The organism is Stenotrophomonas sp. 22DLJC03, from assembly GCF_056861405.1.
In genome coordinates this window covers 808211-824195 of record NZ_JBSPUG010000002.1, presented here as the reverse complement: position 1 = coordinate 824195, position 15985 = coordinate 808211, and the positions used below count along the sequence as shown (strand labels likewise).

Annotated in this window: 14 protein-coding genes; 4 read left to right on the top strand and 10 right to left on the bottom strand. The window is 66.6% G+C overall.

Features of this window, described 5'->3' with window-relative positions; all coding sequences use genetic code 11:
- Window positions 1–51: 51 nt before the first annotated feature.
- The 4 genes from AC13GA_RS09670 to AC13GA_RS09655 form a co-directional block, all read right to left on the bottom strand.
- Complete coding sequence (locus AC13GA_RS09670; protein WP_482997969.1) at window positions 52–3174, bottom strand: TonB-dependent receptor; 3123 nt, start codon at window positions 3172–3174, stop codon at window positions 52–54.
- 182 nt (window positions 3175–3356) lie between these two features.
- Window positions 3357–4313 (bottom strand): FecR family protein, encoded by a 957-nt coding sequence (locus AC13GA_RS09665; protein WP_482997968.1) that lies wholly within the window; start codon window positions 4311–4313, stop codon window positions 3357–3359.
- Between the two features lie 82 nt (window positions 4314–4395).
- Entirely contained in the window at window positions 4396–4899 is a 504-nt protein-coding gene (locus AC13GA_RS09660) for an RNA polymerase sigma factor (RefSeq protein ID WP_006370408.1), read from the bottom strand.
- Between the two features lie 133 nt (window positions 4900–5032).
- A complete protein-coding gene (locus tag AC13GA_RS09655) occupies window positions 5033–5959 on the bottom strand; it encodes a LysR family transcriptional regulator (protein ID WP_426353392.1) in 927 nt (308 codons plus the stop codon).
- A gap of 150 nt (window positions 5960–6109) precedes the next feature.
- On the opposite strand from AC13GA_RS09655, the gene AC13GA_RS09650 reads away from it, so the two are divergent.
- From AC13GA_RS09650 to AC13GA_RS09635, 4 genes are all read left to right on the top strand, one after another.
- Window positions 6110–6976, top strand: a complete 867-nt coding sequence (locus tag AC13GA_RS09650) for a pirin family protein (protein ID WP_482997967.1) — start codon at window positions 6110–6112, stop codon at window positions 6974–6976.
- A gap of 71 nt (window positions 6977–7047) precedes the next feature.
- The gene (locus AC13GA_RS09645) at window positions 7048–7728 is read left to right on the top strand and encodes a hydrolase (RefSeq protein ID WP_482997966.1); all 681 of its coding nucleotides are present in this window, start codon (window positions 7048–7050) and stop codon (window positions 7726–7728) included.
- Between the two features lie 56 nt (window positions 7729–7784).
- Window positions 7785–8426 carry a hydrolase gene (locus AC13GA_RS09640; RefSeq protein WP_136637924.1) on the top strand — a complete coding sequence of 214 codons (642 nt, stop codon included), beginning with the start codon at window positions 7785–7787 and terminating at the stop codon, window positions 8424–8426.
- Between the two features lie 84 nt (window positions 8427–8510).
- A complete protein-coding gene (locus tag AC13GA_RS09635) occupies window positions 8511–8909 on the top strand; it encodes an OsmC family protein (protein ID WP_482997965.1) in 399 nt (132 codons plus the stop codon).
- 98 nt (window positions 8910–9007) lie between these two features.
- Here the strand turns inward: AC13GA_RS09635 and AC13GA_RS09630 are convergent, their stop codons facing one another.
- The 6 genes from AC13GA_RS09630 to AC13GA_RS09605 all read right to left on the bottom strand — a co-directional run bounded on the left by AC13GA_RS09630 (window position 9008) and on the right by AC13GA_RS09605 (window position 15791).
- Window positions 9008–9337: a hypothetical protein gene (locus AC13GA_RS09630; protein ID WP_046986976.1), complete on the bottom strand. Its 330-nt coding sequence runs from the start codon at window positions 9335–9337 to the stop codon at window positions 9008–9010.
- A gap of 97 nt (window positions 9338–9434) precedes the next feature.
- A complete protein-coding gene (locus AC13GA_RS09625) occupies window positions 9435–11180 on the bottom strand; it encodes a putative porin (RefSeq protein WP_046986977.1) in 1746 nt (581 codons plus the stop codon).
- Between the two features lie 42 nt (window positions 11181–11222).
- On the bottom strand, window positions 11223–11888 hold the full coding sequence (locus AC13GA_RS09620) for a TonB family protein (protein ID WP_136637921.1): 666 nt from the start codon (window positions 11886–11888) through the stop codon (window positions 11223–11225).
- 39 nt (window positions 11889–11927) lie between these two features.
- Entirely contained in the window at window positions 11928–12341 is a 414-nt protein-coding gene (locus AC13GA_RS09615) for an ExbD/TolR family protein (protein ID WP_005409874.1), read from the bottom strand.
- A 10-nt stretch (window positions 12342–12351) separates the two neighbouring features.
- A complete protein-coding gene (locus tag AC13GA_RS09610; protein WP_295377834.1) occupies window positions 12352–14136 on the bottom strand; it encodes a DUF2341 domain-containing protein in 1785 nt (594 codons plus the stop codon).
- A 38-nt stretch (window positions 14137–14174) separates the two neighbouring features.
- Complete coding sequence (locus AC13GA_RS09605) at window positions 14175–15791, bottom strand: ShlB/FhaC/HecB family hemolysin secretion/activation protein (protein WP_482997964.1); 1617 nt, start codon at window positions 15789–15791, stop codon at window positions 14175–14177.
- Window positions 15792–15985: the final 194 nt, after the last annotated feature.

The following is a 15985-nucleotide window of genomic DNA, read 5'->3' as shown; positions in this document are numbered from 1 at the left end:
ATTGCTCCTTGGGTTGTGGGAACTACGGGTACAACGCTTGAAAGCGGGAGGTCAGAAGCGCGCGGTGAAGCCGAGCTTGAGGGTGCGGCCCGGCGCCGGCAGCGTGGAGCGCGTGGCCGGGTCGACGTAGTAGCGATTGCCGAGGTTGCTGCCCACCAGCTCGACGCTGGCGTGCTCGTTGAAGCGCCAGCGCGCGTATGCATCGACGGTGGTGATGTTGCCCCAGGTGAACGGCACGTTCTGCCACAGCAGGCTGCTGCCACCGGCCAGCAACCGGTCGCGATAGGCCTGTAGATCGGGGTTTTCGTGGCGCTGGTAGTGCACGATGCGGCTGCCCAGTTCCAACCGTTCATCGAACAGGCGCGTACCGAGCGACAGGTTCACCGACAACTTCGGAATCGCCTGGGTCAGCAGGTAGCCACTGACGAAACCGTCCTGCACGCAGTTCGGCACCAGGCCACGGTTGGCATCCAGCAGCACTGCCGTGCTTTCGTCGCACACCTCGTTTTCCAGCGTGCGCGAAATACCCAGGTCGGTGAAGAAGCGCCGGTTGTCGAAGCGTGCCTGCAGCTCGATGCCGCGGATGGTCTGCTTGTCGATATTGTCGAACAGGAAGTAGGCGTCGCGCTCGATCACGTTGCGGGTCTTGTGCACGTAATAGGCCAGCTTGACGTCGGCATCGGCCGTGTTGCCGAACAGGCCCGACAGGTCGTGCACGTAGCCCAGCTCGTAGTTGTAGGCATGCTCGGGCTTGAGCGTGTACAGCGGGTTGAGGCTGCTGGAGAAAGCGATGGTGCTTTCGAACATGCTGGGGAAGCGCACTGCTTCGCTGTAGCGCAGGTAGACGCGCGCGGCCTTGGACAGGTTCACGGTGGCCGAGAAAGTAGGCAACCACGCGTGATCGCGGCGGCGGTCATTGCGCCCGTCCACCGGCCGCGACTGCATGGTGTTGCCGATATTGCAGACCAGGTCGCTGCCGGGGTAGATCGGCAGCACGCCGGGTATGACCGCCACCTGGCCGTTGAGACAGGGGTTGGTCGCACGGGCATAGTTGCCGTTGCCATCGGGCAACCACGGAAGCCGATGTTCCACCGCCTGCGGCGTCTCGTAGTACGCCAGCAGACCATGCAGTGCATCGTCAACCACCGAACCCATGCCGATGCTCTCCCAGAACTCGCGTTCGGCCTCCAGTGCATCGATCTGCGCTTGCAGGCTGGCCGGCCGCTCGGGCAGCTCATTCGTCCGGTAGGTCGCCTCCTTGCTGCCCACGCCCTTGGTCAGCAGCTCCGGATGCGCCTGCAGGAAATCATCGAAGGCCCAGTAGCGGCTGTAGCGCACGCCGGCGTTGAAAGCAAGGAAGTCGACCGGACGCCATTCCAGATTGAGGTAGCCCTCGCCTTCCTGGCGACGGCCAGCGCGCGGGTAGATGCGCCAGCCATCGGACGGGCCGAAATACGGGTCACGCGAACCCAGCTTCTCGTACTGCCAGTTGCCGCCCACGGTCAGGTCCAGCGTGGAATGCAGGGCGAAGCGGTTGCTCAGGGTCAGGCCGGTTCGGTCGTTGCTCGCATTCGCCAGCGCGGTGTTGCGCAGGATCGGGCTGGCCCCGGCATTCCAGTCCGGATTGCCGGGAGCGAAGTTCGGGAAGCCGCCTGCGGTGTAGGTATCGCTGTCCGTCTCAGTGCGCCACAGGTTGGCGTAGAGGTCCAGCCAGCGGCTGCCGGCCGGCTGGAAGCGGTACTCCAGGTTCCAGGCATCGGACGCAACCCGACTTAGCGGCCACTGGATTCGTCCGTAGTCCGGCGCGGACAGTATCCGCGACGGCATGATCTCGCCATAGTGCGACAGCGTGCGCCGCCAGGTGGCCTTCAGCTGCTGCTCGTCATTGATCTGCCAAGTTCCCTTGACCAGCCACGACTCCTGTTCGCTGGAGGTGTTGGGCACCTCATCGCCGGGCTTGAAATAGCGCGCCAGCGTGGTGATGTAGTCGATGCCCTGGTACTCGTACTGCTCGCGCCGGTCCTGGTCGTAGTAGGCGCTGCCGTTGCTCCCGGAGAAGTAGTTGCCGCGCTTGCGCCAGGCGTAGGCGGCCATCAGGTCGACGTTGTCGCCACGCACGCCCAGCGCCAGGCGCCAGGCCTGGTCCTCGCCATCGAAGGGGTTGTTGCCACTACGCGACTTCACCGGCACCACCAGGGTGCGGTCGTCATAGGGCGAGTTCGGCGAGCCCTGCGGGAAGCCCGTTACGGTTCGGTAGTCCTCGCCGGTGTGCAGGCGAGGCAGGCGTGGCGCCACCGCATTGCTGCTGCCTTCGATCTTCAGCTCCCCGCCGAAGCGTTCGCCGGCAGCAACAATGTCGTCAACGTCGATGGTCTTGATCACCAGCGCGCCACCGATCCCGCTGTGCACATCGCGCACCAGCCCTGGCCCCTTGATGACCTGGATGCCACCGATCAGGTTGGGATCGATGTAGTTGCGGTTGCTGACGCCGTTGTAGCCGCGCCAGACCGTAAGCGCCTGTTCGCCACCGTCGATGCTGACCGGCACCCGCCCCGGCCCCTGGATGCCACGGATGTTGACGTCCAGCGCACCGCTGTTGCGGGCGTCTCCACTGAACACACCGACCAGATCCTTGACCACGTCGGCCGGATTGGAACCGCGATAGCGCTCCACCCGGTCTCGCCCCGAATACGCCGTGGTCAGGTCCAGCGCGAACACATCATCGTAGCCGCGCCGATCGCGGGCCTCGCCCCCTTCCGACTGCAGGCGACCGGCCACGTCCAGTGTTTCGGTCACCCGTACCCCTTCCCCCTCACCCGCCTCCGCTGCGGCACGCAGGCTCCAGGTGCCGTCCATGCCGCGCTGCGCACGTACGCCGCTCCCGCGCAGCAGCTGCTGCAGGGCCTGCATCTGGCTGTACTCGCCCTGCACCGCACGGGAGCGTCGGCCCTCCACCAGGTCACTGCGGAACACCACCTGCACATCGGCCTGGCGGCCAAAGGCACGCACGGCGTCGGCCAGGGGTTGTTCCGGAATGGTGTACTGGCGCAACGGCGCGACGACCGCCGGTTGCGCCTGCACGACCGGGACCCAGGCCAGCGGCAGCAATGCAGTAGAGATGGCCAGAGCCAGGACGGTGGCGCGGCGATGACAGGCAGATGCCGTGGACGGCATGGACAGGAACTCCTCAAGCGTGGCTGGACCACGGGCACATCCGGTGCCGGTGGTGTGTCTGGCTTGAGAAGAAACGGTGTTTCGCTCTGGCTATACCTCTATAGACAGCCGCGTGTGGCGACTGCCCACGGTTTTTTCATGTTTTTTTCATGCCGCGTATCCCGCCATGAACCGGCTGCACCTCACCACAGCACCAACGCGCCACCGGGCAAGCGCTGCACGCGCAGTCCCGCCTGTGCGGCCACGGCATCAATAGCGGTCTCCGGCTGCTGCAGGTGGAACAGGCCACTGACCCGCACGTTCGCGCCCTGCCCGCCCAGTACCCATACCGGTGCACGCCGATAGCGCGCCAGATCGGCGATGGCCTGCGCGGCCGGCAGATTGTCGATCGCGACCTCACCACGCCGCCACGGCGCCATGGCCTCGGCATCTTCCAGCCGCACCGGCTGCAGCCAGCGGCCGTCACGGAACGTCCGCGACTGCCCCGCATGCAGGCGCTGTACGCTGCCATCGCCCGGACGCACGTCGACCGCACCCTCGCTGACCTGGGTGGTGACCGTGGTGTCCTTCATCGACACGCTGAAGGCGGTGCCGATATCACGGACCCGGCCGCCCCCGGCCTCGACCTGGAACGGACGAGCCTCGTGCGCCACCTGGAACCAGGCCTGCCCGCGCAGCAGGCGCAGGCGACGCTGCTGGCCGTCGAACTCGAGCGCCAGCGCGGTGCCCGCATCGAGCACGGCGGTGCTGCCGTCTTCCAGCTGCACCACGCGTGGCGCATCGCCACTACGCAGGTCACTGCGTGCCAGCAGCAGCGCGTGCGGCGCAGCGGCAACCATCAGCACCACTGCGGCTGCACTGGCCAGCAGCCAAGGCAGGCGGCGACGCGGTGCGATCGGCCGCAACCCCTGGCGGTCGGCGGTCAGTTCAGGCAGCGCCGCCAGCACTTCGGGCCCGGCGGCATCCAACCCCTGCCAGAAGGCTTGCTGCTGGCGCCAGGCCAGCGCATGGCGGGGGTCGGCCTGCAGCCAGCGCTGCAGAATTCGTTGCTGGCGTTCCGGCAGCGGGCCTGCACTGCACCGGATCACCCAGCGCAACGCCTGCCTGGCCTGACGCGGCGAGGGTTCGGACGTGGTCATGGTTGTGGCCTGCCGCACCGCGAACGGGTGCGCTTTCCTGTTGTGACAACGGCGGGCGCGATCTGCCCACGGCAATCGCCGGTCATCGGCGCGTTCCCTGTTGATGCTGCTGGATCAGCAGCGCCGCGCGCAGCACATGCTTGCCGACCAGGCTCTTGGAAATGCCGAGCCGAGTGGCGATTTCCCGCTCGCTCAGGCCCAGGTAGCGGTTGAGCACGAAGCACTCGCGTACCTGCGCCGGCAGCGCGAGGATGGTCTGGGTGATCTCGCGCAGTTGTGCCTGGTCCAACGCCTGCGCCTCGCCATCGTGGCCGGCCTCGGCCATGTCGGCGGCGTACTCGGCCATCGCGCGCCGCTCGCGGGCGTCGGCCTGGCTGCGGTTGAGCGCATGGTGATAGGCCATCCGGTACAGATAGCCACGCGGCTCCAGGATCGGTGGATCACCGGGCACGCTGCTGGCCTTCAGGTACAGGTTCTGCAGGGTGTCCTCGGTACTGGCCGGGTCGAGATAGCGCGCGATGAAGCGAGACAACGCACGGCGCTCGCGGATCAACAGCTCGACCAGCGCCAGGGCATTGGGAGACATAGGTGCCAAGGCCGGACCGGGGAATGATGGGCGTGATGGCGACGGTCCGGACGTGGATTGTGGGCCGCGCGGCCGCAGGCGGCAAGCAAAGCCTTTTAGAGCCACGCCATGCGTGCATGCGTGGATGAAGGGCCTACGGTTCGTCCAGCGCCTCGAAGCGTTCGGCGAGGTAATCGATCAACGCTCGCACCGCCGGCAACAAGCCACGTCGCGACGGAAACACCGCGTGCACGATGCCGTGCTTCGGCACCCACTCCGTCAACACCGGCACCAGCGCGCCACTGTCCAGCTCATCGGTGATCATCATCCGCGGCAGCATCAGCAACCCGACCCCGGCCACCGCCGCCGCACGCAGCGCGATCATGTCATCGCTGACCAGGCGCGGGCGATGGTGCACGCTGGCCAGCACATCGTCGGGCCCGGTGTACTCCCATACGTGCTGCTGGCTGGCCGAAGCGAGGTCCACCGTCGGCATCACCGCAAGATCGGCCGGCACCTGCGGTGTGCCCAACTGTTCCAGCAGTGTCGGGCTGGCGCTGGTACACCAGACCCGGCGTGCCAGCACGCGCACCACCAGGTCGCTGTCCTCCAGCGGCGGCGGCCGCACCCTTATCGCCACATCCACGCCCTCGCCCACCACATCCACGCGGCGATTGGTGGCATCCAACTGCACCGTCACCTGCGGATACAGGGCGAGGAAGTCAGCCAGCATCACGCCGATGCGCGCATGCAGGATCGCGATCGGGCACGCCAGGCGGATGGTGCCGCGCGGCTCGGCGCGTGACATCGCGATGGCTTCTTCTGCGGCCTCGGCCTCGACCAGCATCGCCTTGCAGTGGCGGTAGTAGTCCTGGCCGACTTCGGTGACTGAAAAGCGCCGGGTCGAACGCTGGATCAGCCGCACGCCCAACCGTTCCTCCAGCAGCGCGATGCGACGGCTCAGTTTCGACTTCGGCATCGCCAGCGCCCGACCGGCCTGCGAGAAGCCGCCGTGCTCGACCACCATGGCGAAGTAGAACAGGTCGTTGAGGTCACAACGGCGGATGTCTGCGATGAACACGGGGCGATCTCCTGCGGCCCACGGCCTGCCGCCATTGTTCACCAGATAGGACTATGACGGCAAATATTGGCGTCTACCGGCCCAATTGTCGCGGCGATATCGTCTTCGCAACGAAGAACAGCCGCCGGCAGCCCCGGCCAGGAGATCGCCATGAAGCGTGTCACCGGTACCTACAGTGCCCCCCGCCCGCACTGGGTGGGCGACGGATTCCCCGCCCGCTCGATGTTTTCCTACAACACCCACGGCCAGCACCTGAGCCCGTTCCTGCTGCTGGACTATGCCGGCCCCTACAACTTCGCCCCCAGCGATACCCCGCGTGGCGTCGGCCAGCATCCGCATCGCGGTTTCGAGACCGTCACCATCGTCTATGAGGGCGAGGTCGCCCACCGCGACTCGACTGGAGCCGGCGGCACCATCGGCCCGGGCGACGTGCAGTGGATGACCGCCGCATCGGGCATCCTCCACGAAGAGTTCCACACACCGGAATTCAGCAAGCGCGGCGGCACCCTGGACATGGTCCAGCTGTGGGTGAACCTGCCGGCCCGAGACAAGATGGGCGCACCGGGCTACCAGACCCTGCTCGATGCGCATATCCCTTCGGTGGAGCTGCCCGATGGCGCCGGCCGCGTCCGTGTCATCGCCGGCCGCTTCGACGGCCACGCCGGCCCGGCCCTTACCCACACGCCGATGGATGTCTGGGACATCCGCCTGCAGCAGGGCCACCACGCCGAACTGCCGGTGGCCGACGGCCGCACGCTGGCGCTGGTGGTGCTGAAGGGCACGGTCCGGATCAACGGCGGCCAGCGGGTCGGCGAAGCACAGCTGGTCACCTTCGACCGCAGCGGCGAGGACGTGTTCGTCGACGCCGACAGCAACGCCACCCTGCTGCTGCTCAGTGGCGAGCCGATCGACGAGCCGGTGGTGGGCTACGGCCCGTTCGTGATGAACAGCCAGGCCGAGATCGCGCAGGCGGTCAACGACTTCAACAGCGGCCGATTCGGCCAGATCGCGCACTGAGCGCTTCCGCGCGGCGGGCGATGACCCGCCGCGCCAACGGGCCATCGCCCACCTTCTCCAGGAGACTGACCATGAGTACCCCCGCCAACTTCAACGGTGCCCGCCCGGTGATCGATCCGGACAACGCCGCGATGCTGCTGATCGACCACCAGAGCGGCCTGTTCCAGACCATCGGTGACATGCCATTCACCAGCGTGCGCGCCCACGCCACTGCGCTGGCGAAGATGGCCACGCTGGCCAGGATCCCGGTGATCACCACCGCCTCGGTTCCACAAGGCCCGAACGGCCCGCTGATCCCCGAGATCCACGAGGCGGCCCCGCATGCGCAGTACGTGGCGCGCAAGGGAGAGATCAACGCCTGGGACAACCCGGAGTTCGTTGCTGCGGTGAAGGCCACCGGCCGCAGGCAGCTGATCATCGCCGGCACCATCACCAGCGTGTGCATGGCCTTCCCGTCCATCGCCGCGGTGGCCGATGGCTACCAGGTGTTCGCGGTGATCGATGCCTCGGGCACCTATTCGAAGATGGCCGAAGAGATCACCCTGGCCCGCGTGGCGCAGGCCGGCGTGGTCCCGATGGATACCGCCGCGGTGGCCTCGGAGATCCAGCGCACCTGGAACCGCGACGATGCCCAGCAGTGGGCCGAGGTCTACACGAACATCTTCCCGAACTACCAGCTGCTGATCGAAAGCTACCTGAAGGCGCAGGACGTGCAGAAGAACCACGAGCAGCTGGATTCACAGCGCAGCTGAGCTGCCCCCCCGGGGTGCCGGCCAGCCGCCGGCCCCCTCCCAACCGGAGACCCACCATGTCCAGTGAACCGATCCGCGATCCGGCCAGCGACCACTTGCTGACCCCGCAGAATTCCGCCTTCATCATCATCGACTACCAGCCGGTGCAGGTGAACTCCATCGCCTCGATGGACCGCCAGCTGCTGGTCAACAACATCGTCGGCACCGCCAAGGCCGCAGTGGCTTACGGACTGCCAATCGTGCATTCGACGGTCAACGTCAAGACCGGCCTGAACAAGCCGCCGATTCCGCAGCTGCGCAAGGTGCTGGGTGACTACCCCACCTACGACCGCACCACCATCAATTCCTGGGAAGACATCGAGTTCCGCAGGGCGGTGGAAGCCACCGGCCGCCGCAAGCTGATCATGACCGCGCTGTGGACCGAGGCCTGCCTGACTTTTCCGGCCTTGGATGCGTTGAAGGAAGGCTACGAGGTGTATGTGGTGGTCGACGCGGTGGGTGGCACTTCGCTGGCGGCACACGATGCCGCGCTGCGCCGCATCGAACAGGCCGGTGGCCAGCTGATCAGCGTGCCGCAGCTGTTCTGCGAGCTGCAGCGCGACTGGGCCCGTTCGGAAACGGTGCCGGCCTTCATGAACCTCTTCATTGAAACCGGTGGTACGGCGGGCATCCAGTTCTCGTACGATCGTACCGAGTGATCGGGTGGCGGCGCTGGCCCTGGCTGGCGCCTCCTTTGTGAGCAGTCGAGCACGGCTCGACGCTACAGACAGATGGAGAACATGATGGCCTACGCACGCATTGTTTCGACCAGCGACAACTACCTGCACCACATCAGCAATGGCAGCTTCGATGTAGATGCCGACGAGCCGGCATCTCTGGGTGGTCAGGGCAAGGGCTTCGCGCCGTTCGATCTGTACCTGGCCTCACTGGCGGCCTGCACCGCCATTACCCTGCGCATGTATGCGCAACGCAAGGGCTGGGAGCTGGGCGAGTTCCATGCCGAGCTGCGTTCGGAACGCGATGCGGATGGACGCCTCCATGTACATCGCGTGCTGCACGCCAGCGCTGAGCTGAGCGATGCACAGTGGCAGCGTCTGCTGGAAGTGGTGGAGAAGACCCCGGTGACCCTGGTGATGCGCGAGGGCGCACGGATCACCAGCGAGCGCGGGGCGGCGGTCTGATCGCCGCGCTCGCCGGGCATGGCCCGGCGCTACCGGAGCAGCCCGGCGCCATCGGGTAGCGCCGGGCCATGCCCGGCGGCCCGGATCCCCCCGCGTGCTCAGCGCCGCGAATGCAGCACGGTGCGCTGGCGCATGGCGTTGAACTCCTGCTCCACCTGCTGGATGTCCTCGGCCTGGAAACCGGCCGCATCCAGCAGCTGGTCGGCGGCAGCCGCCGCCAGCGGGTCATCGTCGCGCTGGCGCCAGCAGCGCGCCGGCAGGAAGTAGCCCACTTCGCTGCGCCCGCGCATGATCACCACCGGCCGGCCTGAGTACAGCAGGAACTCGGCCAGGTGCTGGCGCAGGCCCTCCACTGAAACATAGGCCGGTCCAACACCCAGCATCTGGCTGGACGGTTCGGGACTTTCGAACAGCTTGCGACGGCTCATCCATTCCTCCTTTGTGCAACGCGTGGTCTCCTTTCCTTAGACGGGTGCATCGCTGCGCCCCCGCCACGCTTCGCGTGATGCCCATCACGCCATCCGCTTAGAAGCCGGTGTTGAACTCCAGCTGGAACACGTCGATCGACAGCGGCGCGCCGGACACTTCCTTGGCCGCCATCCACTTGCCGCTGATCCAGCTGCGCGCGTCGAGCGCGTAGGCACCGCCCACGTAGTAGCCGCGGGCATTGGTGCCACCCAGGTGGAAGTTCGGATCGTTGTAGGCGTCGGGCAGCGCGTCGGCCTCGATATGCTTATAGCCCAGCAGTGCCTGCCACTGGCCCTTCTCCTTCAGCTCGGTAGCACCGAAGGTGGCCTGCAGCATCCAGGCGGTGTCGCCGCTGCGGAAGGTATCGATGCTGGCAGTACCGCCGGCGCCGTAGTTGTTGACGATGCCGCTGTTGGCTCGGCGGAACATCGCCTGCTTGTCGTAAGCCAGGTTGCGGATGAAGTCGCCTTCCAGGCGCATGCCGATGTCCTGCGCCAGCTGCGTATCCCAGCGCAGGTTCATTGTGGCCAGGCGGAATTCCGACGCCAGGCCGACATACTGCGGGGTTGGCGTGTTGGCCGGATCCAGCGGATTGCGGGCGATGTCGCGGATCAGCATCAGGGTGTTGCCCTTCTGCATGAACACCGGGCGCGACCAGTCGGTGTCGCAGCCCACCGCACCCGCATACAGCGCACACGGTGAGGACAGGCGACCACTGATGTTCTTGAAATCGTAGTAGCCCAGCGCGGCGCGCAGCGCATTGTCGTCGTTGAAGTGCCAGTTCACACCCACCTGCGCACCGGACAGCCACTTGTTCTCGTTCGGGGTCTTGACCCGGCTCTGGCTGGGCGAGCTGTCGGAGGTGTATTCCAACGGCACCACCGCCAGATTGGCGAACAGACCGACGTCGCCGCCATCGAGGTCGTACTTCAGATTGGCGGCCAGGCCGTCGAAGTTGAGGTCGTTGGAGAACAGCGTGTCACTGGTCCAGAACGGGTTGCCGAAGCGGCCACCGCGCACGGTCACCCAGTCGGCCGGGCTGTAGGCCAGCCAGGCCTGGTCAAGCCATACATCCTTCTTGCTCAGGCCGCCACCCAGCTGCTCGGTGGTCGACACCGGGCCATTGCTGCTGCCACTGGCCAGGCGTACGCCGGCGGTAGTGTGCTGGCCGATGGTCGCTTCGATGCCGAGACGGGCACGGATGCGCCACAGGTTGCGGCGGTCCTGGCGGGTGTTGAGCAGCGGTGGCAGCTGCAGGTTGGTGTTGGTGTTCGTATCGAAGCCGTTGCCGGAATTGATCGACGCCCAGTTGCTCACGATGTCGCTGTTGCGCTCGGAGTAGAAGCGCGACTCGCTGCGTACGCGCATGTCACCGGTGACCTTGATGCGCTTGGTCCATTCGGCCACTTCGTTGGGTGCCGCCCAGCCTTCCGCCTTGGCCTGCGCCATCACGTCCTGGCGCACCTCGTCACGAATGCCGTCGCGTACGCTCTGCGGCACGTAGGGCACGCGCACGTCGCCGGCTTCCAGGGCCACGCCACCGCTGGCGGGCGTGCTGCCGCTGGCTGCGGTGCGTTGTGCGGCCACCGCTTCGGCTTCGGCCTGCACCAACAACGCCTGGCCGTCTTCGGGCTTCAGTGCACCACTGGCGATCAGGCCCTTGATCAGCTTGACCATGGTGGTTTCGGCGGCCATCGCACCGGCCGGTGCGGCCAGGCTGAGCAGCACGGCGCAGCACAGCAGCGCCCGTCGGGCCGGCCGCGGGCGGCGGGAGTCGGTTCGTGCGCGGACGTGGTCGTTCATCACGGTTCTCATCGAAAGAAGGGGAATCATGGAAGTCGGGAATCAGGCCCCGGGCCGGCGGCCCTGGATCAGGACGCGGGCGGGGAAATCGAGTGACGGCGGCGGTGCCTGGTCGACCTTGCCGATGCGTCGCAGCGCGTCGAGCACGGCCGCGTCGGCCTCCTCGTTACCGCTGCCACGCACCAGCTCGACCTTCTCCAGCCGACCGTCCGTGGCCAGCCACACATTCACCTGCAGCTGGAACGCCAGGCGCTTGACCTTGTCGTCGCGCGAGATCGCTTGCTGCATCAGGTAGCCGAGGTAGCGACCGTAGGTGGCATTGCCGGCGCCGCCACGGCCGACGCCCGACGAGCCACCGCCACTGCCGGACTGGATGCCGAAGTTGTCACCGCCAGCCTGGGCATCGGCATTCATCGTCACCGGGTCAGCGTTGTCCGGGGTCGGCGTCGGCTCTTCAGCGGGCGTCGGCTGATCCAGCGGCTCCGGCTCGGGCATCGTTTCTTCCGGCGGCGTTTCCGGCTCTGGCGGCTTTTCCGGCGGCGGGGGTGGCGGCGGAGGCGGCGGTGGCAGTGCCAGCATCGGCGGCTGCACCACCGGCCGACGGGTGCTGGCGGTGTCCTTGAACAGCAGCCACCACACCGCGATGCCTAGCACCAGCAAGGCGGCCAGCACCAGCGCGACGGTCACCAGCAACTGGCGACCGCGCATGCCGGGCTCCGGCCGAGGGGGTTGATGGGCCGTCATGCCTCAGCCCTGCGCCTTGCCGGTGACCAGGCCGACCTGGGCCAGCTCCAGCCGCCGCAGCAGGTCCAGCACCTCGACCACGCGGGCGTACTGCACCTGCGCATCACCGCGTACGATCACCGGAAAATCTGGCGTGGTCGCGCGTTCGGTACGCAGCCGGTCTTCCAGCTCGGCCATCGTCACCGGGTAGGCATCCAGGAACACCTGGCCACTGGGGTCGATGGTGATCGCCTTGGTCTTCGGCTTTTCCAGGGCCACGCTGTTGCTGGCCTTCGGCAGGTTGACCTCGATGCCGGGAATGGAGGCGTTGCTGGTCAGGATGAAGATCACCAGCACCACCAGCAGCACGTCCACGAAGGGCGTCACGTTGATGCCCTTCTCGCGCTTCTTGATGCCGAACTTCGCCTTCTGGCCCATGGCGCGCCCCTCAGCCCTGGACCGCGGCCGGGCCGCGCCCGTCCTGCTCTTCGGCCAGTCGCGCGGCGAACTCGTCGATGAACACCGCCATGTCTGCGCCGATCGCCTCGGCGCGTGCGCCCAGGTAGTTGTAGCCGAACAGCGCCGGGATCGCGACGCCGAGGCCGGCTGCGGTACACAGCAGCGCTGCAGCCATGCCCGGCGCCACCGAGTTGATGTCCACCGCGCCGGCCATCGCCGCCACCACGAACACCAGCATGATGCCGATCACGGTGCCGAACAGGCCCACGTAGGGCGCACCTTCGATGGTTGTCGACAGCCAGTTCATGCGCCGTGCCATCGCTTCCTGCTCGCGCACCATCACCGCATCCATCGAGGCACGGATCGCGGCGATGGTGGCGCCGCTCAGGTAGCCACTGTTGCCATCACGCTGGTGGCGCTGCTGCATTTCATCGATGGCCACCTGGTAGATGCGCCACAGCGAGCCGTCATGCATCGCGGTCGGCGCCTTGCCCTGGCGGTCCATCTCGGACAGAGTGCGCAGCGGCACACCGGACAACTTGCCGAAGCTTTCGGTGAATACCGCGTTGGCCTTGCTGGTGCGGCCGAAGTGGCGGCTCTTGGCGATCATGATCGCCCATGACATCAGCATCATCAGGCCGAGGATGGCGACCACCACCCAGGCATCGAACGGCATCGCCTTGAGAATGAAGCCGAAGTGGCTCTGGCCGGCCGACTGCTCATCGGCGCCGTAGCTGATCAGGCGCGAGTCGGCACCCTGCGCAGTGGCATCGGCCAGCAGCAGCGCCGCCGGACGTGCCACACGCGAGATGCGCAGTTCATCCAGTGCGCCTTCGAAGTTGGCCAGAGGCTGTACCGCGCCCGGTGCATCGGCGCCCACTACCGGGGCGGTACCCAGCGCCGGCAGCTCGCCGCTCAGCTGGGCCACCACACGGCCGTTGAGGTACAGCTGCAACGCGCCCTTCTCCGCCGTCAGCGCGACGTGCGCCCACTGCCCTTCCGGAATTGGTTGCGCAGGCGTACTGCGCTGGCCGTTGAGCTGCACGAACGGCACCCGGTTCTCGATACCCAGCACCAGCTCGGAGGCGCCATCGCGACGGGCAAAGATTGCCTGCGCCGCATTGTTGCTGCCCGGCTTGATCCAGGCCGAGAGGGTCAACGGCGCGCCAGCTTCCTGTGCCAGCGAGGCGCTGGCCGGCAACGGCAACGGGCCTGCGCCCAGCTGCACGCCACGGCCGATCACCGAACCTTCGGACGGCGGCACCACAGCACCGGCATTGTTGCCGTAGGCGGTGGTGTCGCGTGCCGGCGCATTGGCTTCGGCGAAGTGGTAGACCAGCGTGTAGTCCGGGTCGAATACCTGCTGACCGTTGCCGCTGGCCGGGGCCTTCTCGTTGCCGTAGTACATCCAGATCGTCTGCGGCGCCGCGGCGCTGACCGCTGGCACGTCCACCCAGACCAGGGCCAGGCCCAGCTTGGGATCGAACTGCTCGATCTGGTGGGCCAGCACAGTGCGGCCATCACCCGAGACGAAACGCAGGTCATTGCCCGCATCCTGGGTGCCGTCGAAACCGAAGTTGCCGGTATGCAGGCGCAGCAGCAGCGGCGTACGGCCCGGGTCACCGGCCAGGCCCGCACCCTGCGGGCCGGCGTCGACGGTAATCGGCTTGCGGTACTTCCATTCGGCCTGCCACCAATTGGCATCGGCCGCAGCGGCGGGCAACGCAACCAGCGCGGCCAGCAGCAGCAACACTCGGGAAAGCAAACGGTCCATGCGAAGGGTCTCCGGAGAACGCATGTTCAAGGAAAGGATCAGTAACTGGTGCTGATGTTGAAATGCAGGCGCGGGTCGTCCTTGCGCGTGACCGGGCCATCGGCATAGGGCCAGGCGTAGTCCAGGCGCAGTTGCAGGTGTTCGCCCAGGCGCAGCTGCGCACCCAGGCCGACCGACGCCAGGTTGTACTTGTCACGCTGCTCGGGCAGCGGCTGGCGCAGGCGCAGGTAGGCCGCGTCGGCAAAGCTGTAGACGCGCAGATCGGTGCCGCTCCACAGCGACCATGCCGGGGTACGCCACTCCAGGCTGGCCAGGCCGCCGTAGTCGCCGATCGCCTCGGCCGAGAGATAGCCGCGCACGGTGTACATGCCACCGGCGGCGAACTGCTCAGCCGACACCAGCGGCGCATCGGTTACCTGCAGCGAGCCGCGCGCGTACCACTGCCAATCGCTGCCGAAGGTGTGGGTGTTGGCCACATCGGCCTTGAAGGCCACGAAACTCGGATCGGCCCAGTAGCGCTTCTGCCCGAAGCCGATGGCATCGCTGCCATAGCCGAACAGGCGACGGGTGCCGGCGACCAACTGGGTATTGATGCTCAGCTGGTCCTGCTCACCCTGGCGCACTCCGACGAATGCCAGGGTGATCGGCGCGTACTTCAGCGGCGTTTTCAGGCTCTCCTTGCCCATCTGCGTGTCTTCCTCTGTGTCCTTGAAGTCCACACCGAGGCTGAGCTGGCGCCACCACTGGCTGCTGCCGGTCAGTCGATAGTTGAGCTTGACGCCGATCGAATGGCCGTTGCCGATCACGTTGGTACCGGTGCCGGTACCGACCTGTCCGCCTGCGTTCAGTACGCGGCTGTCGGACTTGTAGCCGGATGCTTCCAGGCTCCACGGCGTGCCTTCGAACGGCATCATGTACGAGGCCGAAAACACCTTGGCCTGCTTGGTATCTTCCGGAGCCACATACACGCCGATGTTGGCGCTGTGCCCGCGCTGCCACAGATTGTCGTAGGCCAGTGATGCACTCAGGCGCAGCTTCTCGGTGTCGGCGCTGTGGTCGTTGTTGAGCGCCACGCTGGCCCGCCACGGCGACTTCTCCTCGACCTGCAGGTCCACATCCATCGTGCCCGGCACCTGGCCCTCTCGCACCAGCGGCATCACCTGGCGACGTCCGCCTTCATTCAGCGCGGTCAGTTCCTTCTGCGCCTGGTCGAAGTCCGGCACCTTGCCCTCGGCCAGTGCCGGCACGCGCTCACGGATGCGTTCGGGCGATTCGTTCTTCGTGCCTACGACCCGCAGCTGGCCGATCGGCGTCTGCTGCACTTTCAGCAGTACCACACCAGCACTGACCTGTTGTTCGGGCAGCTCGACATAGACCGACTGGTAGCCCGCCTGCTGATACAGCGCATTCACCGCGTCGCGTGCCTTTTCGACATCGGCCAGGGTCTTGCCCGGGCCGAGGAACGGCTCCACCGCGCGTTCAATCTGGCGCGGATCGAGCACGGTGTTGCCACGCACGATGTACTCATTGATGTTCACGCTGGGCGCAGGTGCCGCCTCCTGCGCAAACAGCGGCAGCGGCAGGGTTGCCAGGGCCAGCACCAGCGGATGCAGGCGCAGCGGAAGGCGGACGGCTCGGTACGGAACAGGAGTCATCGAAAGCATCGCGTCGTATCGAAGGAAGTGGCCATGGAGCGGCGCGTGGGTCTACCAACAGGACGTGTAGGTCGCGTCAAAGCCGCCAACAGTTTTGTGACAGCACTGTCATCTTTTGACGGTCCGCCAACGCGCGCAGGCGGACACTGCGCACGCCATACGTCTGCATTGCAGAGCCCTTGCTGCTGCGGGAG